This window comes from Pseudomonas piscis, from assembly GCF_009380155.1.
In the GTDB taxonomy this organism is placed as follows: domain Bacteria; phylum Pseudomonadota; class Gammaproteobacteria; order Pseudomonadales; family Pseudomonadaceae; genus Aquipseudomonas; species Aquipseudomonas piscis.
This window is the reverse complement of the sequence record NZ_WHUV01000004.1, coordinates 441,648-464,724: the sequence shown is the minus strand read 5'-3', so window position 1 is coordinate 464,724 and position 23,077 is coordinate 441,648. Positions and strand designations below refer to the sequence as shown.

General features: G+C 64.9%; 20 protein-coding genes and 1 riboswitch. Of the genes, 6 read left to right on the top strand and 14 right to left on the bottom strand.

Annotated features, from left to right (window positions below):
* Positions 1–26: 26 nt before the first annotated feature.
* A complete protein-coding gene (gene rhdA, locus GDH07_RS23970; RefSeq protein ID WP_152899104.1) occupies positions 27–842 on the top strand; it encodes a thiosulfate sulfurtransferase in 816 nt (271 codons plus the stop codon).
* A gap of 19 nt (positions 843–861) precedes the next feature.
* Positions 862–1,722 (top strand): archaetidylserine decarboxylase, encoded by an 861-nt coding sequence (asd, locus tag GDH07_RS23965; RefSeq protein WP_152899103.1) that lies wholly within the window; start codon positions 862–864, stop codon positions 1,720–1,722.
* A gap of 73 nt (positions 1,723–1,795) precedes the next feature.
* Here asd and serB read toward each other — a convergent pair whose 3' ends face one another.
* Complete coding sequence (serB, locus tag GDH07_RS23960) at positions 1,796–3,010, bottom strand: phosphoserine phosphatase SerB (RefSeq protein WP_022641353.1); 1,215 nt, start codon at positions 3,008–3,010, stop codon at positions 1,796–1,798.
* 133 nt (positions 3,011–3,143) lie between these two features.
* On the opposite strand from serB, the gene GDH07_RS23955 reads away from it, so the two are divergent.
* Positions 3,144–4,676 carry an AhpA/YtjB family protein gene (locus tag GDH07_RS23955; RefSeq protein WP_343038328.1) on the top strand — a complete coding sequence of 511 codons (1,533 nt, stop codon included), beginning with the start codon at positions 3,144–3,146 and terminating at the stop codon, positions 4,674–4,676.
* A 280-nt stretch (positions 4,677–4,956) separates the two neighbouring features.
* Here GDH07_RS23955 and GDH07_RS23950 read toward each other — a convergent pair whose 3' ends face one another.
* The 9 genes from GDH07_RS23950 to GDH07_RS23910 all read right to left on the bottom strand — a co-directional run bounded on the left by GDH07_RS23950 (position 4,957) and on the right by GDH07_RS23910 (position 14,218).
* Positions 4,957–5,667: a PqiC family protein gene (locus GDH07_RS23950; protein ID WP_022641351.1), complete on the bottom strand. Its 711-nt coding sequence runs from the start codon at positions 5,665–5,667 to the stop codon at positions 4,957–4,959.
* Between the two features lie 167 nt (positions 5,668–5,834).
* Entirely contained in the window at positions 5,835–8,093 is a 2,259-nt protein-coding gene (gene parC / locus GDH07_RS23945) for a DNA topoisomerase IV subunit A (RefSeq protein WP_022641350.1), read from the bottom strand.
* A gap of 7 nt (positions 8,094–8,100) precedes the next feature.
* A complete protein-coding gene (locus GDH07_RS23940; RefSeq protein WP_022641349.1) occupies positions 8,101–8,622 on the bottom strand; it encodes a retropepsin-like aspartic protease family protein in 522 nt (173 codons plus the stop codon).
* Positions 8,619–9,602 carry an esterase-like activity of phytase family protein gene (locus GDH07_RS23935; protein WP_152899101.1) on the bottom strand — a complete coding sequence of 328 codons (984 nt, stop codon included), beginning with the start codon at positions 9,600–9,602 and terminating at the stop codon, positions 8,619–8,621. Before GDH07_RS23935 ends, GDH07_RS23940 begins: the two co-directional genes overlap by 4 nt.
* A complete protein-coding gene (gene parE, locus GDH07_RS23930; RefSeq protein ID WP_022641347.1) occupies positions 9,602–11,506 on the bottom strand; it encodes a DNA topoisomerase IV subunit B in 1,905 nt (634 codons plus the stop codon). Before parE ends, GDH07_RS23935 begins: the two co-directional genes overlap by 1 nt.
* A gap of 42 nt (positions 11,507–11,548) precedes the next feature.
* Complete coding sequence (locus GDH07_RS23925) at positions 11,549–12,157, bottom strand: YqiA/YcfP family alpha/beta fold hydrolase (RefSeq protein WP_152899100.1); 609 nt, start codon at positions 12,155–12,157, stop codon at positions 11,549–11,551.
* A gap of 65 nt (positions 12,158–12,222) precedes the next feature.
* Positions 12,223–13,038, bottom strand: coding sequence for a 3',5'-cyclic-AMP phosphodiesterase (cpdA, locus tag GDH07_RS23920; RefSeq protein WP_152899099.1), 816 nt, complete (start codon positions 13,036–13,038; stop codon positions 12,223–12,225).
* Positions 13,039–13,157: 119 nt separating this feature from the next.
* On the bottom strand, positions 13,158–13,610 hold the full coding sequence (locus GDH07_RS23915) for a DUF1249 domain-containing protein (protein ID WP_022641344.1): 453 nt from the start codon (positions 13,608–13,610) through the stop codon (positions 13,158–13,160).
* Complete coding sequence (locus GDH07_RS23910) at positions 13,601–14,218, bottom strand: NUDIX domain-containing protein (RefSeq protein WP_022641343.1); 618 nt, start codon at positions 14,216–14,218, stop codon at positions 13,601–13,603. Before GDH07_RS23910 ends, GDH07_RS23915 begins: the two co-directional genes overlap by 10 nt.
* Before the next feature lie 224 nt (positions 14,219–14,442).
* Between GDH07_RS23910 and GDH07_RS23905 the strand changes: the two genes are divergently transcribed.
* Entirely contained in the window at positions 14,443–15,189 is a 747-nt protein-coding gene (locus tag GDH07_RS23905; RefSeq protein WP_152899098.1) for a DUF3298 domain-containing protein, read from the top strand.
* On the opposite strand, the gene cytX is transcribed toward GDH07_RS23905, so the two are convergent.
* Positions 15,158–16,444 carry a putative hydroxymethylpyrimidine transporter CytX gene (cytX, locus tag GDH07_RS23900; protein WP_152899097.1) on the bottom strand — a complete coding sequence of 429 codons (1,287 nt, stop codon included), beginning with the start codon at positions 16,442–16,444 and terminating at the stop codon, positions 15,158–15,160. The genes GDH07_RS23905 and cytX overlap by 32 nt on opposite strands.
* A 118-nt stretch (positions 16,445–16,562) precedes the next feature.
* Positions 16,563–18,452, bottom strand: coding sequence for a phosphomethylpyrimidine synthase ThiC (gene thiC / locus GDH07_RS23895; protein WP_022641340.1), 1,890 nt, complete (start codon positions 18,450–18,452; stop codon positions 16,563–16,565).
* A gap of 165 nt (positions 18,453–18,617) precedes the next feature.
* A riboswitch (TPP riboswitch) is annotated at positions 18,618–18,722 on the bottom strand.
* A 196-nt stretch (positions 18,723–18,918) separates the two neighbouring features.
* Here thiC and GDH07_RS23890 point away from each other — a divergent pair.
* Positions 18,919–20,361: a TolC family outer membrane protein gene (locus tag GDH07_RS23890; protein WP_152899096.1), complete on the top strand. Its 1,443-nt coding sequence runs from the start codon at positions 18,919–18,921 to the stop codon at positions 20,359–20,361.
* A gap of 64 nt (positions 20,362–20,425) precedes the next feature.
* On the opposite strand, the gene waaA is transcribed toward GDH07_RS23890, so the two are convergent.
* Positions 20,426–21,709 (bottom strand): lipid IV(A) 3-deoxy-D-manno-octulosonic acid transferase, encoded by a 1,284-nt coding sequence (gene waaA / locus GDH07_RS23885; protein WP_152899095.1) that lies wholly within the window; start codon positions 21,707–21,709, stop codon positions 20,426–20,428.
* 22 nt (positions 21,710–21,731) lie between these two features.
* Positions 21,732–22,622: a LysR family transcriptional regulator gene (locus tag GDH07_RS23880; protein ID WP_022641337.1), complete on the bottom strand. Its 891-nt coding sequence runs from the start codon at positions 22,620–22,622 to the stop codon at positions 21,732–21,734.
* Positions 22,623–22,726: 104 nt separating this feature from the next.
* Between GDH07_RS23880 and GDH07_RS23875 the strand changes: the two genes are divergently transcribed.
* Positions 22,727–23,059: a DMT family transporter gene (locus tag GDH07_RS23875; RefSeq protein WP_022641336.1), complete on the top strand. Its 333-nt coding sequence runs from the start codon at positions 22,727–22,729 to the stop codon at positions 23,057–23,059.
* Positions 23,060–23,077 lie beyond the last annotated feature (18 nt).

Sequence of the window (23,077 nt, the reverse complement as noted above, 5' to 3'; positions counted from 1 at the left end):
CACCCTTTGTGCCCTGGGGACCTGACATGTCTGATTTTTCCGGCTTGCCGCTGGTCATCGAACCCGGCGACCTGCTCGCCCGCCTCGACGCCCGCGAACTGATCCTGGTCGACCTGACCAGCGCCGCCCGCTACAGCACTGGGCATATTCCCGGGGCACGCTTCGTCGATCCCAAGCGTACCCAGATCGGCCAGGCGCCAGCCCCGGGACTGCTGCCACCCAAGGCCGCCCTCGAGGCGCTGTTCGGTGAACTCGGACACAACCCCGACGCGGTCTACGTGGTGTATGACGATGAAGGCGGCGGCTGGGCCGGACGCTTCATCTGGCTACTGGATGTGATCGGCCACCGCCACTATCACTACGTCGATGGCGGCCTGCCGGCCTGGCTGGCGGAAAGCCTGCCGGTATCCACCGAGGTACCGGAAATCGTCGGCGGCCCGGTACCTCTGACCCTGCACGACGAACCTACCGCCACCCGCGAGTACCTGCAGAGCCGCCTCGGCGCTGCCGACCTGGCCATCTGGGACGCCCGCGGCCCGCTGGAGTATTCGGGCGAGAAGGTCCTGGCCGCCAAGGGCGGGCATATTCCCGGCGCAGTGAATTTCGAATGGACCGCCGGCATGGACCAGGCCCGCCACCTGCGCATCCGCCGTGACATGCCGCAGATCCTCGAGCGCCTGGGCATCAGCAAAGACAAAGAAGTGATCACCCACTGCCAGACCCACCACCGCTCCGGCTTCACCTACCTGGTGGCCAAGGCGCTGGGCTATCCACGGGTCAAAGGCTACGCCGGCTCCTGGGGCGAATGGGGCAATCATCCCGATACGCCCGTAGAGATTTAAGGTTTTTTAAGGACACCCAATGAAAAAGCGTTTGTTCATCATCAGCCAGTACCTGCTGCCTCACCACCTGCTGTCGCGCCTGGCCGGCTGCATCGCCGAGTGCCGCGTGCGCTGGTTCAAGAATGCCTTCACCAGCTGGTTCGCCAAGCAGTACCAGGTAGACATGTCCGAGGCCCAGCTCGAGGATGTGACCGCCTACGAGCACTTCAACGCTTTCTTCACCCGCGCCCTGAAAGACGGCGCACGACCGCTGGACCCGACTCCAGGCGCGGTGCTGAGCCCCGCCGACGGCGCCGTCAGCCAGCTCGGGCCGATCGAACATGGCCGGGTATTCCAGGCCAAGGGCCACAGCTACAGCGTGTTGGAGCTGCTGGGCGGTGATCCGACCCTGGCCGCACCGTTCATGGGCGGCGACTTCGCCACCATCTACCTGTCCCCCAAGGACTACCATCGTGTGCACATGCCGCTGGCCGGCACCCTGCGGGAAATGGTCTACGTCCCCGGACGGATCTTCTCGGTCAACCAGACCACCGCGGAAAACGTCCCCGAGCTGTTCGCCCGCAACGAGCGTGTGGTGTGCATCTTCGACACCGAGCGCGGCCCCATGGCCCTGGTGCTGGTGGGCGCGATGATCGTCGCCTCGATCGAAACCGTCTGGGCCGGCCTGGTGACGCCACCCAAGCGCGAGCTCAAGACCGTGCGCTACGACGAGGCCGCCCGCGCCCCGATCCACCTGGAGAAAGGCGCCGAGATGGGCCGCTTCAAGCTGGGCTCCACCGCCATCGTGCTGTTCGGCCCAGACCAGGTGCAGTGGGCCGAAGGGCTGGCGGCCGGTTCTCCAGTCCGCATGGGCCAAGGCCTGGGCGCGCCCAAGGCTTAATGCCTGGCTGACACCGCAAACAAAAAACGCCGCTGATCAGCGGCGTTTTTCATGGGCGAAGACTCGTTCCCGATCAAGGCTGCCCGTCACGATCGCGCAAGCCCAACAGGTACAGCACGCCGTCCAGGCCCAGGGTCGAGATCGCCTGCTTGGCCGACTGCTTGACCAGCGGCTTGGCACGGAACGCCACACCCAGGCCGGCGATACCCAGCATCGGCAGGTCGTTGGCACCGTCGCCGACCGCGATGGTCTGCTCCAGGCGCAAGCCTTCCTTCTGGGCCAGTTCACGCAGCAGATCGGCCTTGCGCTGTGCATCGACGATCGGCTCCACCGCCACGCCGGTGACCTTGCCATCCACCACTTCCAGCTCGTTGGCGAACACGTAGTCGATGCCCAGCTTGGCTTGCAGCTGCTTGGCGAAATAGGTGAAGCCACCGGACAGGATCGCGGTCTTGTAGCCCAGGCGCTTGAGTTCGGCGAACAGGGTCTCGGCGCCCTCGGTCAGGCGCAGGGAGGCGCCGATGGAGTCCAGCACGCTGACGTCCAGCCCCTTGAGCAGAGCCAGGCGCTCCTTGAAGCTGGCGCGAAAATCCAGCTCGCCGGCCATGGCCCGCTCGGTGATTTGCGCGACCCGATCGCCGACCCCGGCGGCCTTGGCCAACTCGTCAATGACCTCGGCCTCGATCAGCGTCGAGTCCATGTCGAACACCGCCAGGCGCCGGTTGCGGCGGAACAGCGAGTCTTCCTGGAAGGCGATGTCGACGTTCAACTCCTGGGCCACGCTGAGGAATTCGGCCCGCAGCGCCTGGGGATCGGCAGCTTCGCCGCGCACCGAGAACTCGATGCAGCCCTTGCCCTGGTCGGCGGGCATATCCAGGGGCATGCGCCCGGACAGGCGATCGATATGGTCGATGTTCAAGCCGTACTTGGCAGTGATCGAACTCACCCGCTGCAACTGCTCGGCGGTGACCTTGCGGGTCAGCAGGGTGACGATGTGGCGCTGCTTGCCCTGCCCTGCCACCCACTGCTGGTAATCCTCCTCGGATACCGGGGTGAAGCGCACCTGCTGGTCGAGCTTGTAGGCGGTGAACAGGATGTCCTTGAGCACCGAGGAGCTGCGCTCGTCATCCGGGATCTCAACCAGGATGCCGAACGACAAGGCGTCGTGGATCACCGCCTGACCGATGTCGAGAATGTTCACACCACCCTGGGCCAGGACGCCGGTAATGGCCGCAGTCAGACCGGGACGATCTTCGCCGGTGATGTTTATCAGGACAATTTCGCGCAAGGCGCACCCCCGAGGTGGAAAAAAAGCGCATTCTACCCACTTTCGCTGACCATCGGGCACAGCCAGCGCTTTGCCGGCCTAGGGCCTCTCGCTATACTGCGCGTCAACTTCACGGACTAAAGAGCCGAGCTCAGTGAACCGGCCCACGCCAGTTAAAAACGATAACTTCTTCTTGCTGATCTTCCGTGCACTGCGCCACCGCCGTGTACCGATTGCATTGCGTATTGCCAGCCATAACGTGATCCTGGTCGCCCTGGCCCTGGTGATCTATGCCGGCGTGATGGGCCTGCAGTTCAAGCAAGCCATGCATGAGCAGGCGGACGCCCTGGGCCAGAGCCTGACCACCCAGACCGCCACCTCGGCCACCGAGCTGCTGGTGTCCAACGACATCCTCAGCCTCAACGTCTTGCTCAACAACCTGACCAAGAATCCGCTGGTGGCCCACGCGGCGATCTACAGCGTCGACAACCGCATCCTCGCCGAGGCCGGCCAACGGCCCAAGAGCAGCCTGCTGGGCGAAACCGAGGGTGTGTACCAGACCAAGATCACCTTCCAGGATGTCACCGCCGGCAACCTGCGGATCAGCCTGGACATGGCCCAGTTCCAGCAGCCGATGACCATCAGCCTGCAGAGCATGGGCATCCTCAGTGCCATCCTGCTGGCCCTGGCGCTCGCCCTGAGCCTGCGCCTGGGTCGCCATATCTCTACCCCGCTGCTGCAGCTGCGGGTCTGGCTGCGGGACCTGGACGAACATACTCCGGCGATCCAGCGCCAGGACGAAATCGGCGACCTGGCGCGCCAGCTGCACGCCCGCCTCGCCCCGGAAATCCCCGAGCCCGAGCCACAGCCAGAACCGCAAGAACAGGACGAGGAAGAAGACGCCCCGGCTTTCGAGATCCGCAACCTGCGCGATCCGAGCTTCGATGAAAGCACCCCGGTGGCCGGCTTGAAACCTGCGCCACGGCACCTGGTCAGTGCCGAGGAAGACGAACTGGACGAAGAAGACCCGTTCGCCGACCTGCGCGATCATTCCTCGCCCTCGGCGCCACTGGCCAAGCCCCAGGCGCAGCCCGAGGTCCCCGCCGAACCCCAGCACAGCGCCGTGCTGGCGGTGCAACTGGGCGCCCAGGAACAGCTGCGGCGCCTGCCCCGGGCGCGCCTGACGGAATTGCTCGAACGCTATCGTGATTGCCTCGACCAGGCGGCCTCGTTGTACCAGAGCGAGCTGCACACCCTGAACGATGGCAGCACGCTGATGCTGTTCCACAGCGAAGACAGCGGCGATGACTACCTGACCAACGCCATCTGCTGCGGCGAGCTCTTGCGCGCCCTGGGGCACGCCCTGCAGATCGAGGTGGCGGACAGCGGCATCACCCTGCAACTGCAACTGGGCCTGACCCTGGGCGAAGGACTGTTCGGCCTGAGTCAGATCGACCTGCTGCTGACCGAAACCGCCCAGGACGCCCTGGCGCTGTCCCAGCACAGCCGCAACCTGCTGCTGGTGGAACGCAAGGTCAACGACGATGTACTACTGCGCCAACGGGCCCGTATCCGCCCGATCGCCAGCCCGGAAGGTGCCTGCTGCGTCGAACGCCTGATGGAACCCTACCCGTCGATGCTGGAACGCCAGCTGGCGCGCATGCACGAGACCCGGGCCAAGCTGTAACGCCTGCCCTGTTCAACGAAGCCCGCCCGGCGCGTGATGCCGATCAGTTAAGCGAGGCGATCCCCTGCAGGAGCAGCCGGTCGATGCTCGATTGCTCGCAATGCTCGTTAACGGTCGCACGTGTCGACCGGATACACGCAGCACCCTGCAGTCATCGCGGGCAAGCCTCGCGCCTACAGCGTCCTTAGCTGATCGGCTTACCCTGCACAGGCTTTTTGTGCCTGCACCCCAGAAACCACAAGGCCCGCCAATGGCGGGCCTTGTCTTGCTGCGGATCACATCAGAAGCGGAACACTTCCATATCCGTACGGATCGGCGTGGCCATCGGCATCTTCGGCCGCTTTTCCGGCTCAGCCGGCTTGGGTGCCGGCGCCGCTGGCGCCTTGCGCGGCACCTCGGCCACCGCAGGCTGGTTGGCCAGGGGCTTTAGGGCACCGGACAGCTGTTCGGCCAGGCGCTGCAACAGCACGCCTTGCGCCTGCACCTGGGACGCGGTGGTCCCCGCATGCTGTTCCTGCAGGTGAACGATGCGGTTGTCGCGTACCTGGCCGCGCCGGTCGATCAGGCGCCACTGGGCATCCAGTACCGCCGGCTGGGTCTTGCCGGAATCCAGGCGGGTGATCGACAGCAGGACCTGCACATCCGGAGTGAAGCCGTTGGTGGCCGGGGCCAGCACCACTCGCTGGCTGTCCAGGTGACCGGCTACCTGGCGCAGCAGCAACTGGTCGATATCCGAAGAGAGGCTGCCGGCCCAACGGCCGTCGGTCGCGGCCTGCAGGCTGCCATCATCCTGGCGCTGCAGCAGGGTTTCACGTTGCAGGTAATCGGCAATCAGGACCGGACCCAGCAATACCGACATGCCGGTGCTGGCCGGCTGGGCTGGACTTCCGCTGTCCAGCTGATACAGCGACACCGGCTGGTGAACGCTGCAACCCGCCAGGCCGAGAACGCCCGCGAGCAGGAAAATAAAAGGAAGGCGCAGAACAGTCATCATCCCATCCAGGTGGCGGCCAACAGGCCAGCCACAGTGAAAATACTCAAAAAAACAGAATAACGCCGGACCAGGCCGGCGTTTGAAAGCGCATATCATCCGTGAATATGCGCCATGACTCCAGTGTTCCAACAACGATCGACCAGTTAAATGGCTGATCGTGCCTCTCAACTGAGAGGCTCTACCAACAACGCATCCACTCGCTGGAAACCCCGCGGCAGCTTGTTGCCGCGGCGCCCGCGCTCGCCCTTGTAATGCTCCAGGTCGTCGGCCTTGAGCGACAGGGTGCGCTTGCCCGCCTGCAGCACCAGGGTCGCGCCTTCCGGCAGCACTGCGATATCGGTCACATACTCCTCGCGACTGGCGACCCGCTCACCGGGAATACCGATGATCTTGTTGCCCTTGCCCTTGCCCAGCTGCGGCAGGTCGCTGATCTTGAACACCAGCAGGCGACCCTCGGTGGTCACCGAAGCCAGCCAGTTCTGCTCGCGATCGGCCACCGGCCTTGGCGCCAGGACCTTGGCATTGTTCGGCAGGCTCAACAGCGCCTTGCCCGCCTTGTTCTTGGCCTGCAAGTCCTCGCCCTTGACCACGAAGCCGTAGCCGGCATCGGAGGCGATCACATACAGCGCCTCGTCGTCCGGCAGCAGCACGCACTCGAAAGTTGCGCCCGGCGGCGGCGTCAAGCGGCCGGTCAGTGGCTCGCCCTGGCCACGGGCCGATGGCAGCGTGTGGGCCGCCACCGAATAACTGCGGCCGGTGGAGTCGATGAACACCGCGAACTGGTTGGAGCGCCCGGCAGCGGCGGTTTTGTAGCCATCGCCAGCCTTGTAGGACAGGCCAGTAGCGTCGATATCATGCCCCTTGGCGCAGCGGACCCAGCCTTTTTCCGACAGAACGATAGTCACCGGCTCGGTCGGCATCAGCTCGTTTTCCGACAGGGCCTTGGCTTCGGCACGCTCGACGATCGGCGAACGGCGGTCGTCGCCATAGGTCTCGGCATCCTGCAGCAGCTCGGTGCGCACCAGCTTCTTGAGCTTGGCCTCGCTGTTGAGCAGCGCCAGCAGCTTGGCCTGTTCCTTGAGCAACTCGTCCTGCTCGGCCCGCAGCTTCATCTCTTCCAGTCGCGCCAGTTGCCGCAGGCGGGTGTCGAGGATGTAGTCGGCCTGGATCTCGCTGAGGGCGAAACGCTCGATCAGCCTGGCCCGTGGCTGGTCCTCGGTACGGATGATGTGGATCACTTCATCCAGGTTGAGGTAGGCAATCAGCAAGCCGTCCAACAGGTGCAGGCGGCGCTCGACCTTGTCCAGGCGGAACTGCAAGCGGCGGCGCACGGTGGCGACCCGGAATTCCAGCCATTCCACCAGCAGCGCGCGCAGGTTCTTCAGTTGCGGCTTGCCGTCCAGGCCGATGATGTTGACGTTGACCCGATAGGTGGATTCCAGATCGGTGGTAGCGAACAAGTGCTGCATCAGCTCGCCCGGATCGACCCGGTTGGAGCGCGGGATGATCACGATGCGGCACGGGTTCTCATGGTCCGACTCGTCCCGCAGGTCAGCCACCATCGGCAGCTTCTTGGCTTGCATCTGGGCAGCGATCTGCTCCAGCACTTTGGCTCCGGAGACCTGGTGCGGCAACGCGGAAACCACGATGTCGCCATCTTCGACCCGGTACACGGCGCGCATGCGCACCGAGCCACGGCCAGTCTCGTAGATCTTCAGCAGGTCGGCACGCGGGGTGATGATCTCCGCCTCGGTGGGATAGTCCGGCCCCTGGATGTGCTCGCACAGCTGTTCCACCGTGGCCTTGGGCTCGTCCAGCAGGCGTACGCAGGCCGAAGCCACTTCCCGCAGGTTGTGCGGCGGTACGTCGGTGGCCATGCCCACGGCGATGCCGGTGGTGCCGTTGAGCAGGATGTTCGGCAGGCGCGCCGGCAGTACCAGCGGCTCCTGCAGCGTGCCGTCGAAGTTCGGCCCCCAGTCCGCGGTGCCCTGGCCCAGCTCGCTGAGCAGCACCTCGGAGTAGCGCGACAGGCGCGCCTCGGTGTAGCGCATGGCCGCGAAGGACTTGGGATCGTCCGGCGCACCCCAGTTGCCCTGGCCGTCCACCAGTGTGTAGCGGTAGCTGAACGGCTGGGCCATCAGCACCATGGCTTCGTAGCAGGCGGAGTCGCCGTGCGGGTGGAACTTGCCGAGCACGTCACCCACGGTACGGGCGGACTTCTTGTGCTTGGAATCGGCATCCAGCCCCAGCTCACTCATGGCGTAGACGATACGCCGCTGTACCGGTTTCAGGCCGTCGCCGATATGCGGCAGCGCACGGTCCATGATCACGTACATGGAGTAGTTGAGGTAGGCATTTTCGGTGAAGTCAGCCAGTGACCGGCGTTCTACGCCATCCAGGCTGAGATCAAGGGAGTCGCTCATGCGGGCCTCATTGGTTCGTGGTCTGGCGCAGCAGCATGGTGCCGCCGCGCTGAGTAAATTCAAGTTTCTTCAAAGCGCTCATGCCCAGCAGGACCTGGTCCCCGTCGAGCCCTGGAGCCACCAGGGCCCGGACATCGTGCAGGGTGATATCGCCCAGCTGCAGGCGCTCGATACGGGTCCGGTAGCCCTCGCTGCGACCGTTGGCAGTGCTCAGGGTCACCGGCAGTCCTCGCTCCAGGCCCAGGCGCTCGGCCAGCCCGGAGGGGATCGAGACTTCGGTGGCGCCGGTATCGAGCATGAACTGTACCGGCTGGCCGTCGATATGGCCGCTGGCGACGAAATGCCCCTGGCCGTTGCCGACCAGCTTCACTTCGATGTAACCCTCATGTTGTTGCGAACTGACGACAGTGTTGGGGTTCTCCTGGCGCGCTTCCCAATCGGCGAAGAACCGCGTGGCCAGGAACAGTCCCGCCGCCCAGGCCAGGATCAGCAACACTCGGCCGGCACTGCGCCCCGGTTGCTGGCTCACGGCTTGGCACTCCAGCCGCCTTGCGGCGCGGCAAAGCGCCAGACGATCGGCCGGCTTTCACCATCGGCGCGGGCACCATTGTTGTTGTCCAGGCCGATCCAGGCGCCTTCGGCATCCACCACCAGGGCTTCGGCCAGGCCGTAGGGCTGTGGATAACGCCGTGACTCCACCAGGGCTTCGGCAGCGAAGGACCAGCACTGCTCGACCTTGGCGCTCTGCGCATCGCGGCGGCAGATCTGGTAGGCGTTGCGTTCCAGGGTGAACAGCTTGCCGTCGAACAGCGAAAGATCGGCGAAGTCACGGGTCACGGCCTTGGCATGGGGCACCTGCTCGGGCTGCATCTGCAGGCCGGCTTCGCTGAGCAGCACGCAACCGCCATCGCAATCCCAGGTGCTCTGCCCGCGCTTGATCAGCAACAGGCCACGCCGCTCACGCTCCGCCGCCAGCCAGATACGATCTCCGGCCGGGTTCACCGCCAGCCCCTCGAACAATGCGTTGAAGTGCAGCAGCATGCCACTGGCCCGTGCTTCGCGGACCATCAGCGGGGAAATCTTCAACCACTCGGGCGCGCCCTGGGCCGGTACCTGCAACACCGAGGCATGGGCCTCGCTGACCACATACTTGTTGCCGGCGGCATCGCAGGAGATGCCTTCGAAGTCCAGGTCCCCGCCACGCACGAAGGACGCCGCCCAGGTCCGTGACTTCAGCCCCCAGGGCAAACCGATATCGGGTACCGGTGGCACTTCCAGCTTGACCTTCTCGGCCTGCCAGACGCTGTCGCGGGTATCGAGCCGGTAGATCTGGTCGTCGTCGCGATCCGACACGGTCCACAGCTGCTGGCCGCACAGCGCCAGCCCCGAGAGGTTGCCGCCGCGCATGCCTTCTACCGGATGCTCGGACAGCAGGGTCAGCTCGGGGGCCGGCGCGGCCACCGCCGAGGTTGCCGATAGCGCCAGGGCCAGGACCAGGCCTTTGTGCATCAGGCCAGCACCTCGGCCAGGTTGCCCTTGGACTCCAGCCAGGACTTGCGGTCGCCGGCGCGTTTCTTGGCCAGCAGCATGTCCATGATTTCCGCGGTGGCCTCGACGTCGTCCAGGGTCAACTGCACCAGGCGCCGGGTATTGGGGTCCATGGTGGTCTCGCGCAGTTGCGGCGGGTTCATTTCGCCCAGGCCCTTGAATCGGGTGACTTGCGGCTTGCCACGCTTCTTCTCGGCCACCAGACGATCGAGGATGCCGTCACGCTCGGCGTCGTCCAGGGCGTAGAAGATCTCCTTGCCCAGGTCGATCCGGTACAGCGGCGGCATGGCTACGTAGACGTGGCCGGCATCCACCAACGGGCGGAAATGCTGCACGAACAGGGCGCAGAGCAAGGTGGCGATGTGCAGGCCGTCGGAGTCGGCGTCGGCGAGGATGCAGATCTTGCCGTAGCGCAGCTGGCTCATGTCCTCGGCGCCTGGGTCGACACCGATGGCCACGGCGATGTTATGCACTTCCTGACTGGCCAGGACCTCGCTGCCGTCCACTTCCCAGGTGTTGAGGATCTTCCCGCGCAGCGGCAGGATCGCCTGGAACTCCTTGTCCCGCGCCTGCTTGGCCGAACCACCGGCGGAATCACCTTCCACCAGGAACAGCTCGGAACGCATCGGGTCCTGGCCGGCACAATCGGCCAGCTTGCCCGGCAATGCCGGGCCCTGGGTGATGCGCTTGCGCTCGACCTTCTTGCTGGCCTTGAGGCGTCGGCCGGCGTTGCTGATGGCCAACTCCGCCAGTTGCATCCCCAGTTCGGGGTTGGCGTTGAGCCACAGGCTGAAGGCATCCTTGACCACCCCGGAAACGAACGCCGCAGCCTCTCGGGACGACAGGCGCTCCTTGGTCTGGCCGGAGAACTGCGCGTCCTGCATTTTCATCGACAGGACGAAGGCGATCCGCTCCCAGACGTCCTCCGGTGCCAGCTTGAGGCCGCGCGGCAACAGGTTGCGGAACTCGCAGAACTCGCGCATGGCGTCCAGCAGGCCCTGGCGCAAGCCGTTGACGTGGGTACCGCCCTGGGCGGTAGGAATCAGGTTGACGTAGCTTTCCTGGACACTGTCGCCGCCCTCGGGCAGCCACAGCAGGGCCCAGTCCACCGCCTCCTTGTTACCCGCCAGGCTGCCGCAGAACGGCTCGGCCGGCAGGCGCTCGAACTCGCTGACAGCATCCACCAGGTAGGAACGCAGGCCATCTTCGTAATGCCACTCGACCTTCTCGCCGGTGCCCTTGTCCTCGAAGCTGACCAGCAGCCCCGGGCACAGCACGGCCTTGGCCTTGAGCACGTGCTTGAGGCGGCTGACCGAGAATTTCGGCGAATCGAAGTATTTCGGGTCCGGGGCGAAGAATACGGAGGTACCGGTATTGCGCTTGCCAACGCTGCCGACCACTTCCAGCTCGGAAGCCTTGTAGCCGTCGGCGAAGGTCATCTGGTACTCGCTGCCATCGCGCTTGACCCGCACCCGTACCTGGCTGGACAGGGCGTTGACCACGGAAATGCCCACCCCGTGCAAGCCGCCGGAGAACTGGTAGTTCTTGTTGGAGAACTTGCCGCCGGCGTGGAGCTTGGTGAGGATCAGCTCGATACCGGATACGCCCTCTTCCGGGTGGATGTCCACCGGCATGCCACGACCGTCGTCGGACACTTCCAGGGAATGATCGGCGTGCAGGATGACCTGTATCGACTTCGCATGGCCGGCCAGGGCTTCGTCGACACTGTTGTCGATGACTTCCTGGGCCAGGTGGTTGGGCCGCGTGGTGTCGGTGTACATGCCCGGGCGTTTGCGCACCGGGTCGAGTCCCGAGAGGACTTCGATGGCGTCTGCGTTATAGGAGCTAGCGCTGGGAGTGGCCATGGGTTCTCGTCGTTAGTCGTTCAATGAATATGGGGCGCGGCTTCACAGTGCGGTGAAGTCGAACGCCTGGTACTGATCGGCGGTAATGCCGGCAAAATTCAACATCGCCGGCAATTGGCCGGTAAAACCTTGGAAACTATGGTCGCCACCCGCCTGGATGCGCAAGGCGCAAGCGCGGTAATACGCCTGGGCGTGGCGATAGTCCAGCGTCTCGTCCCCGGTCTGCAACCATACCTGGTAACGCTCCGGATCCTGGAGCGGCGGGACCTCCAATGCCTCCAGGGCCGCCACGTGATCGAGGGTCAGCTCCCAGGTTTCATCGGTATACAGGTTCTGCTGCGGGCCCAGGTAACCGTCGAACAGGCGATGCGGGTTGACGGCGGGGTTGATCAGCAAGGCTTTCAGACCGTGGCGCTCGGCAAGGTGTGTCGCATAGTAGCCGCCGAGCGAGCTGCCGACCAGCAATGGACGGCCCAGCTCGACGATCGCCTGCTCCAGCTGGCCGATGGCCTGGCGCGGATGATGGTGCAAGGCCGGTACCCGCAACTGGTGGCCCAGGCCGATCTGCTCCATGACCCGGCGCAACTGGGAGGCCTTGGTCGAGGCCGGGGCGCTATTGAAGCCGTGGATATAAAGGATGGAAGCGGACATGCAGACTCCCTGTGCCTGGGCAAAAGCCGCAGTTTACAGGGATGGCGCCGGGTTACGAAGCGGCTTCAGTAACCGTCGCTGCCGTAGTCCACGGTGAAGGCATAACCCTCGACCCGCTGCACGCCGGTTTCCAGCCGTCCGTCGGCCAGCAGCCGCAGCCAGCGATAACCCGGCGCCCGCTCCTCGACCTTGAAGTCGTCGCTGCGGGGCTCGAACTGGATGCAGGTCGAGGGTGAGGCCAAGAGTCGCAGGCCGCCGCGCCGGCGGTCGATTTCCTGGTGGACATGACCCCACAAGAGGGCCCTGACCTGCGGCCGCCCCTCGATCACTTCGAACAACGCCTCGGCATTGCGCAGGCCGATGGGCTCCATCCACGCGCAATCGATGGACACCGGATGATGGTGCAGGCAGACCAGGTGATGACGCCCTGGCGCCTCATCCAGGGAACGGGCCAGCAGTTGCAACTGCTCGTCCTGGAGAAACCCCGGCACCGAACCTGGTACGGACGAATCCAGCAGGGTGATGCGCCAGTTGCCGATGTCCACCACAGGTTGCAGCAATTCGCTACCTTGGGCGGCCAATTGCATGATGCCTGGTTCGTCGTGGTTGCCAGGCAGCCAGCGAGCGGGTGCCGGGATCTGCGCACTCAACTGGTGAAAGCGCTGGTAGGACTGCAGGCTGCCGTCCTGGGACAAGTCGCCGGTGGCCAGCACCAGGTCGACCTTGGGTTGTTGCGCCAGCACCAGGTCGATGACCCGTTGCAGGCTGTCGGCGGTGTTCATGCCCAGCAGCGTGCCGTGCGTCTCGGCAAACAGGTGGCTGTCCGACAGTTGCACCAGCAGCACGGAATCATCGGTGGGCGAAGCGGATACGCTTGGCAAGGGGTTCTCCCAGGGCAGGACCAAGGCATGAGGAATGGGGCAATTATGCTGGGGAAGTCGCCAGGGGGAAACCGCGGAACCGGACCCAGTTCACATCTTCATCCTGTCCGCTTGCCGGCCTAGCGCACGGCCTCGAACTCGTGCCCGCAGGCCAGGCAATGGCTCAACCACTCCCCGAGGAAGATGTTCAGCTGGGCCTTCTCGTCCGGTTGGTGCATGAAGGCGTTGGGATAGGGATAGATGCTGCGAAAGCGCCGGGCGTGCTCGGCGCTGATCACCTCGGCCATGCGCGCGTCATGGTAGACCTGCACCTCCAGCTGCGGGACCGGCAGCCAGGGCAGGCTGTGCTCCTGGCGCACCTGCAAGGTGGTGGTATAGGGACAGGCCAGCACCACCTCCAGGGCCAGCACGCCGAGCATCTGCTCGCCCTGGGTCACGGCGATGCGTCGCGCCTCCGGCTGGTTGCGCATGTCGGGCAACAGGCGCATCAACCGGGCGTAGTTGGCCTCGCAGGAAGCTTGCAGCCCCGCGAGGTCCACCCGATAGCGATCACGCACCTTGTTTACGACCATAACCCCCTCACTTCCGCGCGGTTGAGCGCCAGCCACTGCAAGGCAATGATGCTGGCCGCATTGCAGATCCGCCCGTCACGCATGGCCTGCTGGGCATCCTCGTAGGCCATCACCGAAACCCGGATATCCTCCGCTTCCTCCTCCAGCCCGTACAGCCCGCCGGCGGCACTGCTGTCGCAGCGTCCCAGGTACAGATGGACGAGCTCGGTACTGCCGCCGGGCGACGGGAAATACCGGGTCATGGGCCACAGCGCCGAGATGTCCAGGCCCGCCTCTTCCTGCGCCTCGCGACGGGCGACCTGCTCGGGCTGCTCGTCCTTGTCGATCAGGCCGGCCACCAGTTCCACCAGCCAGGGCGAGGCGGCCTTGCCCATGGCACCGATGCGGAACTGCTCGATCAGCACCACCTCGTCGCGCTGCGGATCGTACGGCAGTACGCAGACCGCATCGTGACGGACGAAGACTTCACGATTGATTTCAGGCCCCATGCCGCCGGCGAACAGTTCGTGGCGCAAGTGCAGGCGTTCGAGCCGATAGAAACCCTGGAAACAGTTTTCGCGCCGGATGATCTCGACGGCACTCGGCGTGGAGTGGGCAAAGTCAGTCATAACAATCCTCGTGTACTACATGTTCGATCCGAGGATCCTCCTCGACTTCGCGCAATCCTAACGCGCTCGCGCCTGTCGATGCAGCCCCTTTGCCCTCAGCGGGATAGACGGCGAGGGGCTAAACCTACTCTAATTGCCTCCATTGAGCTTAGTGGCGAACCGACTGCCCCGCAGGTAGTCGAAGCCGGTAGCTTTCGCCTCCCCCTGGTTTATGAAGGACGCCCATGTCGCTTGTCAAAATCGCCTCCGTGGCCTGCATCGCCCTGACCCTGGGCGCCTGCCAGAGCCTGTTCCAGCCAAGCTACAAGGCTCCCCTGGAGGTCACCCGAGATAAATCCGAACAACTCAAGTCCGGCTGCAGCGGCGCCGACTGTCCGCTGGTCAACCTCGACCTCGTACACTTCCCCGCCGAGCCGCAGCTGGATGCCATCGTCGAGAAACGCCTGTTGCAGATGACTCGTACCAGCCCCGATGCGCCAATGCCGGCCAGCCTGGTGGCCTACCGCGAGCAGTTCCTGCGCAGCGCCGCGGACCGCCACGGCATGTACCTGCAGTCCAAGCTACGCGACCAGCATGACGGCCTGGTGATCGTCGAACTGGCCAGCTACCTGGACACCGGCACCGCCAACGGCACGCCGGGCCGCGGCTTCGTCAACTACTCGCGCCAGCAGCACAAGGCCCTGGGCCTGGCCGACATGCTGCTGCCAGGCCAGGAAGAGATGTTCTGGAAGGCCGCCCGGGTCGCCCACAACAACTGGCTGATCAGCACCCACCTGGATCGCGAGGCGGAGTTCATCAGGGCCTGGCCTTTCCAGAAGACCCCGAACGTCGCCCTGACCCGCAACGTGGTGACCCTCAAGTACGACGTCAGCAGCATCGCCCCAGCCCCCCTGGGCCACGTCGAGCTGCAGATCCCCTACTCGCGCCTGCGCGGCATACTCAAGCCCGAGCTGCTTCCCGACGCCGACTGAAGCCCAGCACTCCGTGCAGCAGCCCTGCCAGCAACAGCGACGGCAGGGTTGCCCCCACATCCGGATAGAAATTGGCCAGCAGGTGGTAGGTGCTCACCCCACCGAGCCAGGCCAGCAGTGCCGGCCCGTGCCAGGCCGCCAGCGACGCCTGGGCACCGCGCCGGCGCAGGATGAAGTGATCCACCAGCACCACGCCGAACAGCGGCGCGAACACCGAGCCGATCAGCAGCAGGAAGTTCTGGTACTGGGCCAACGGCGCCAGGCAGGCGATCAGGGTGCAGAACACGCCAATGCCCAGGGCCAGGTGCTCGACCTTCAGCCGCAGCAGGATGCCGGTGGAGACCGCCGCCGAATGGATGTCGGCGAAAGCGTTTTCCGACTCGTCCAGCAGGATCAACAGCAGCGGGATTCCCAACCCGGCCCCGGCCAGCGCCAGCAACAAGGCATTGGCCTCGCCGTCTGGCGCGAAGGCCAGGGCATAGGCCACTCCCAGGGTCATCAGCCAGGCATTGCCGATAAAGAACCCCAGGGCGGTGCCGCCGAACACATTCCGCGCGCTCTTGCCGAAGCGCGAGTAGTCGGCGATCAACGGCAACCAGGACAGCGGCATGGCGATGGCGATATCGAAGCCCACGGCGAACGGCATCGAGCCATCCCCGGCCCGTTTCCACAACGCCGCCAGGTCGGCCCGGGCGAACAGGTTCCAGGTCAGCCACAGGCAGGCTGCCAGCAGCAGCCAGATCCCCCACTTGCGCAGGATCCGCCGGACGAAGGTCAAGGGTCCGCTGACCGCCAGCAAGGTGGCCAGCGCCCCGAACAACAGGGTCCAGAGCACGGGGCTGGTCCAGGTGCTGCCTTCGCCGAAGGCCCGGGCTCCCAGGAGGCTGGCGGCATCGCGCATGACGATGATCTCGAACGACCCCCAACCCACCAGTTGCAACAGGTTGAGCACCGCCGGCAACCGGGCGCCGTGGCGTCCCAGGCTGAGCTTGAGGGCGGCCATGGCGGACAACCCCGTATCGCTGCCGATCACCCCCACGGCAGCCAGCAACAGCACCCCCACCGCACTGCCCAGCAGGATCGCCAGCACCCCATGGGCCAGCCCCAGCCCCGGCGCCAGCAGCGCGCCGGTCTGCAACACCATCAGGCCGATACCGAGGGAGAACCACAGGGAAAACAGGTCGCGGGCGCCGAATACGCGTTTGTCGGCAGGTACCGCAAGGTCGGGAGAGTAGGTACTGATTGGACTGCTCAAGGCGGTGATCTCGAAAGAAAAAGGGACAGAGGCAAGGAGCAGCTGCAAACCGCAAGCGGCAAGCAAGAACCCTGGGGCCCTTGCTTGCCGCTTGCAGTCAGGCGCTTACCGGTGCCTCTCAGACTTTCTTGTACAGCTGGCTGCCTTCCTGCTTGAAGCGCTCGGCCTGCTCGGCCATGCCCTTGGCCACATCGACATCCACCGCCTCGATACGCTGGTTGGCGGCGTACTCGCGCACTTCCTGGGTGATCTTCATCGAGCAGAACTTCGGCCCGCACATGGAGCAGAAATGCGCCACCTTGGCCGAATCCTTGGGCAGGGTCTCGTCGTGGAACGCACGCGCGGTGTCCGGGTCCAGGCCGAGGTTGAACTGGTCTTCCCAACGGAACTCGAAGCGCGCCTTGCTCAAGGCGTTGTCGCGGATCTGCGCCCCCGGGTGACCTTTCGCAAGATCCGCAGCATGCGCGGCGATCTTGTAGGTGATGATCCCGGTCTTGACGTCATCCTTGTTCGGCAGACCCAGGTGTTCCTTGGGCGTGACGTAGCAGAGCATGGCGCACCCGAACCAGCCGATCATCGCCGCGCCGATGCCCGAGGTGATGTGGTCGTAGCCCGGGGCGATGTCGGTGGTCAGTGGGCCGAGGGTGTAGAACGGCGCCTCGTCGCAGCATTCCAGCTGCTTGTCCATGTTCTCCTTGATCAGCTGCATCGGCACGTGGCCAGGGCCTTCGATCATGCACTGCACGTCGTGCTTCCAGGCGATCTTGGTCAGTTCACCGAGGGTTTCCAACTCGCCGAACTGGGCTTCGTCGTTGGCGTCGGCCACCGAGCCCGGACGCAGGCCGTCTCCCAGGGAGAAGCTGACGTCGTAGGCCTTCATGATTTCGCAGATTTCCTCGAAGTGGGTATAGAGGAAGTTCTCCTTGTGGTGGGCCAGGCACCACTTGGCCATGATCGAGCCGCCACGGCTGACGATGCCGGTGACCCGCTTGGCAGTCAGCGGCACATAGCGCAGCAGCACGCCGGCGTGGATGGTGAAGTAGTCCACGCCCTGCTCGGCCTGCTCGATCAGGGTGTCGCGGAACAGCTCCCAGGTCAGGTCCTCGGCCACGCCGTTGACCTTCTCCAGGGCCTGGTAGATCGGTACGGTGCCAATCGGTACCGGCGAGTTGCGGATGATCCACTCGCGGGTTTCATGGATGTGCTTGCCGGTGGACAGGTCCATGACCGTGTCCGAACCCCAGCGGATGCCCCAGGTCAGCTTGGCCACTTCTTCTTCGATGGACGAGCCCAGGGCGCTGTTGCCGATGTTGCCGTTGATCTTCACCAGGAAGTTGCGGCCGATGATCATCGGCTCCAGCTCCACGTGGTTGATGTTGGCCGGGATGATCGCGCGGCCGCGGGCGATTTCCTCGCGCACGAACTCGGGGGTGATCTCCTTGGGGATGCTGGCGCCAAAGCTGTGGCCAGCGTGCTGCTGCTTGAGCAGGCCGGCGGCGCGGGCTTCCTGCAGCTTCATGTTCTCGCGGATGGCGACGTATTCCATCTCGGCGGTGATGATGCCCTTGCGCGCATAGTGCATCTGGCTGACGTTGGCCCCGGCCTTGGCCCGGCGCGGGTTGCGCACATGGGCGAAACGCAGCTTGGTCAGCTCGGCGTCGGCCAGGCGCTGCTGGCCGAAGTCGGACGACAAGCCGGCCAGGCGCTCGGTGTCGGCACGGTCGTCGATCCAGGCCGAACGTACGTCGCCCAGGCCCTTGCGCACATCGATCAGCACGTTGGGGTCGGTGTAGGGACCGGAAGTGTCGTAGACGGTCACCGGGGCGTTGATTTCACCGCCGAAGTCGGTGGGAGTCACATCCAGGCTGATTTCCCGCATTGGCACGCGGATATCCGGGCGCGAACCCTGGACGTAGATCTTTTGCGAGCGGGCAAAGGGCTGGACCGATTGCTGGTCGACTTGGGCCGACTCACTGAGGTTGCTAGCGTTTTTTAGTTTTGTCGTCATCACGGGCTCTCCAGACAGCATCCAGGCAGTGGAAGTTTGTCGGAGCGAACCTGTAGCGGACGGACGCACCCTGTCTAGGCGACTAGTGAGTGCAGTGCTTGGTACTCAAGAGGAATGTTCGATTGTCGAACAACATCCCGGACGAAGCACAAGAGGACTCGCCGGGTGACGAGAAATCTTGTTCCCTACGCAGGCCTTAACCTGATCAGGTTCAACGGGATCCGGATTATCCGATCTCAGCCTCATAGCAAGGCACCCCGACAAGAACCGGGCCAGTCTAGACAAAGCCGGGACAGAACGCCAACACCCGAGCGATAAGCGTGATGAATGGCGCAATCGACGGATTGTTGCGCCAGGGCCACGCCTCTACACTCGTTGCCCAGTGTCGAGCCTTGACGCTCTGTAGGGTGCGCCTTAGCCTTGGCGCCTGGATTATCTCCGTAATATCAACACTAGGGATCGCCGAATGCTGCGCAAACTCTCACTGGCTGTTGCCGTGTCTTGTGCGTCCAATGGAATGGCATGGGCAGCCGAAGCGCCTTTGTCCCCCACCCGTACCGACCTGGTCAGCGTCTACCAGGAAGCGGTGGACAACAACGCCGACCTGGCCGCCGCACGCGCCCAATACGGCGCCCAGAAAGAAATCGTGCCCCAGGCCCGGGCCGGGCTGCTGCCGAACCTGTCGGCCGGCGCGGACATGAACAACACCCGCACCAAGTTCGACGAACCGTCGATGACCTCTACCCGCAGTGGCAATGTCTACCGCGCGACCCTGGCCCAGCCGCTGTTCCGCGCCGACCGCTGGTTCCAACTGCAAGCCGCCAAGGACGTCAACGAACAAGCCGCGCTGCAACTCTCGGCCACCGAGCAGAACCTGATCCTGCAAAGCGCCGAGACCTACTTCGCGGTACTGCGCGCCCAGGACAACCTGGCCTCGACCAAGGCCGAGGAAGCCGCCTTCAAGCGCCAGCTCGACCAGTCCAACGAGCGCTTCGACGTGGGCCTGTCGGACAAGACCGACGTGCTGCAATCCCAGGCCAGCTACGACACCGCCCGGGCCAACCGGATCGTCGCCCAGCGCCAGGTGGAAGATGCCTTCGAGGCCCTGATTACCCTGACCAATCGCGAATACCAAGCGATCCAGGGCGTCGTCCATACCCTGCCGGTACTGACGCCGACCCCGAACGACGCCAAGGCCTGGGTCGACACCGCCGCCAAGCAGAACCTCAACCTGCTGGCCAGCAACTACGCGGTCAGCGCCGCCGAGGAAACCCTCAAGCAGCGCAAGGCCGGCCACGCCCCGACCCTGGACGCCGTGGTGCAATACAAGAAGGGCGACAACGATGCCCTGGGCTTCAGCAACCCCAATCCGAACCCTATAGCCCCGCCGTACCACGGCGACGTCGAGCAGCGCTCCATCGGCCTGCAACTGAACATCCCGATCTACAGCGGCGGCCTGACCAGCTCCCAGGTCCGCGAGTCCTATTCGCGCCTGAGCCAGTCCGAGCAGCAGCGCGAATCCCTGCGGCGCCAGGTGGTGGAGAACACCCGCAACCTGCACCGGGCGGTGAACACCGACGTCGAGCAGGTCCAGGCCCGGCGCCAGTCGATCATCTCCAACCAGAGCGCCGTGGACGCCACGGAAATCGGCTACCAGGTAGGTACACGCAACATCGTCGACGTGCTCGACGCCCAGCGCCAGCTGTACAGCTCGGTACGCAACTACAACAACAGCCGCTACGACTACATCCTCGACAACCTGCGCCTGAAGCAGGCCGCGGGCACCCTGAACCCCGGGGACCTGCAAGACCTGGCCCGCTACCTCAAGGCCGACTACAACCCGGACCGCGACTTCCTGCCGCCGGACCTGGCCAAGGCCGCCGCCGAGCAGCTCAAGGCTCGCCCCTGAGGGCAGCGGACCGGAAAAGACGAAGGCCACCGTTCAGGTGGCCTTTGTCATTCGACGCCAAGCGTTATGGGCGCTGTTGCAACAGGCGATCCAGTCCGTCGAGCAAGCGCTGCAAGGCGCCCTGGTTGGCGCGCATGACCGCCAGGCCCGCCTCGCCCATCTTGCGTGCGTCCTGGGGCAGCTCGAACAGGCTCTGCACCGCCACCGCCAGGCCCTGGGCGTCGTCCACTTCCTGCAAGGCCCCGGCCTCACGCAGCATCGCAGCGATCTCCAGGAAGTTGAACAGGTGCGGGCCACTGATCACCGGCTTGGCCAGGGCAGCGGGCTCCAGCAGGTTGTGCCCGCCGTTGGCCACCAGGCTGCCGCCGACGAAGGCGCTGTCGGCCAGGGCATAGAGGAACAGCAACTCCCCCATGGTGTCCCCCAGCAGCACCGAGGTAGCGGGCGTCACCAACTCGCCACTGGAGCGCCGCACCGTTGCCAGTTCCTGCTGCCGGCACAGCTCGAACACCGAGTCGAAACGCTCCGGATGCCGCGGCACCAGGATCAGCAAGGCATTCGGATAACTGGCCAGCAATTGCCGATGGGCTTCGAGCACCACTGCATCCTCGCCTTCGTGGGTGCTGGCGGCGATCCATACCGGACGCTCCATGGCCTGCCATTGTCGACGCAACTCGGCGGCGCGCTCTGGCAGTTGCGGGTCGATGTTCAGGTCGAACTTGATCGAGCCGGTCACCTGCACCGTCTCCGCACGCGCGCCCAATTGGCGGAAACGTTCGGCTTCGGCCCGGGTCTGCACCGCAAACAGGCTCATCTGCGCCAGCATCGGCGCGGTCAGGCCGGCAAAACGCCCATAGCCCTTGGCCGAGCGTGCCGACAACCGGGCGTTGGCCAGGGCCACCGGGATCCCCCGGCGAGCGCACTGGTCGATGTGGTTGGGCCACAGTTCGGTTTCCATGATTACCGCGAGCCGGGGCTGTACCCGCTCGAGAAAGCGCGCAGCGGCGCACGGCAGGTCGTAGGGCAGGTAGCAGTGCTGGATCCGCGGCTCATCGGCGAACAGCGCGCGAATCCGCTCGGAGCCGGTGGGAGTCATGCAGGTCACGGTGATCGGCAACTGCGGATGGCGCGTCAGCAACCCGCGAATCATCGGTGCTGCGGCGATGCTTTCGCCCACCGACACCGCATGCACCCAGATACCGCCAGGCTGCATGGCCGGCAGGCCGAGGGAAAAACGCTCGCCGATACGCTTGGCATAGGCCGGCGCCTTGCGCGAGCGCAGCCACAGCCGAATCGCCACCAAAGGCAGCCCCAGGTAAAACAGTGCGGTGTAGAGAGTTCTATTCATGGCGGCGGAGTTTATCGGTTTTTTAGCCGATCGCCTTCAGGTGCACGGCAAAACGTTCAGCCAGCCAACGCGCCGCCAACCCCAGGGGTTCGTCGCGGCGCCAGGCCAGTTCCACCACCAGCGCCGGCGGAGTCCACTCGCTGGTCAATTCCACCATCTGGTGCTGGTAGGCCGAGTACTGCACCACATGCCGTGGCAGCCAGGCCCAGCCCAGGCCGCGCATCAGCCATTCGGCCAGGACGTAGAAGCTGTCGGCCCGCCACACCTGGGGGCTGAACTGCTCGCCTCCGGGGTAGCCGCTCTGCTGCGGCGCCATGAGCAATTGCCGGTGCAGGGCGAGGATCTGCCGGTCGACCCGCCCCTGGCGGGCCAGGGGGTGGCCCACGCCACATACGGTGACCATCTCGACGCTGCCCAGGGCCTGGCGCTCCAGGGTCTCGGGCATCTGCTCATGGTGGAACAGCAGGCCCAGGTCGGCCCGGCGCTCCACCAGCCGGCGCGCCACGTCGCCCTGGGCACTGCTGGCCAACTGCACTTCGAGGCTGGGAAAACGCTCGGCCAGGGCTTCCAGGCTGTCGAGCACCGGCTGGTAGGGCATCGCCTCATCCTGGGCCAGGCGCAACCGGGCCTCCTGGCCTCGCATCAGGGCCAGCGCCCGGCCATTGAGGCGATCGCACTGGCGAAGGATTTCCCGGGCTTCCTGCAACAAGGCGCTACCCGCCTCGGTCAGCTTCGGCTGGCGGCCGCTGCTACGCTCGAACAGGCTCACACCCAGGTCGTCCTCCAGCAGCGAGATGGCACTGCTGACCGCGGACTGGGCCTTGCGTTGCTGACGAGCCACCGCCGAGAACGAGCGCAATTCGGCCACGCCGACGAACATCCGCAACTGTTCCAGGTTCCATTGGGTATTCATGGAGCGACCCTATCTATTATTCAGATAGGAAATGACTTTACCCCATCTGGGCAAGCACTAGAATGCCGACCCCAGAAAGCAGCCCCTGTCACGAGGACCCTCCCATGAACGCTTACTACTACCTGGCCATCGCCATCTGCGCGGAAGTGATCGCCACTGTTTCTCTCAAAGCGGTCAAGGGCCTGAGTACCCCGCAGCCGCTGCTGTTGGTCATCGCCGGCTACGGCGTGGCCTTCTGGATGCTGACCCTGGTGATGCGCACGGTCCCGGTGGGCGTGGCCTATGCCGTGTGGTCAGGCCTGGGAATCGTCATGGTCAGCATCGCCGCGCTGGTGCTCTACGGCCAGAAGCTGGATGTCCCGGCCATGCTGGGCATGGCGTTGATCGTCCTTGGCGTGGCGGTGATCCAGCTGTTCTCCAAGACCGCCGGCCACTGAAAGACAACGGCAAGCCGC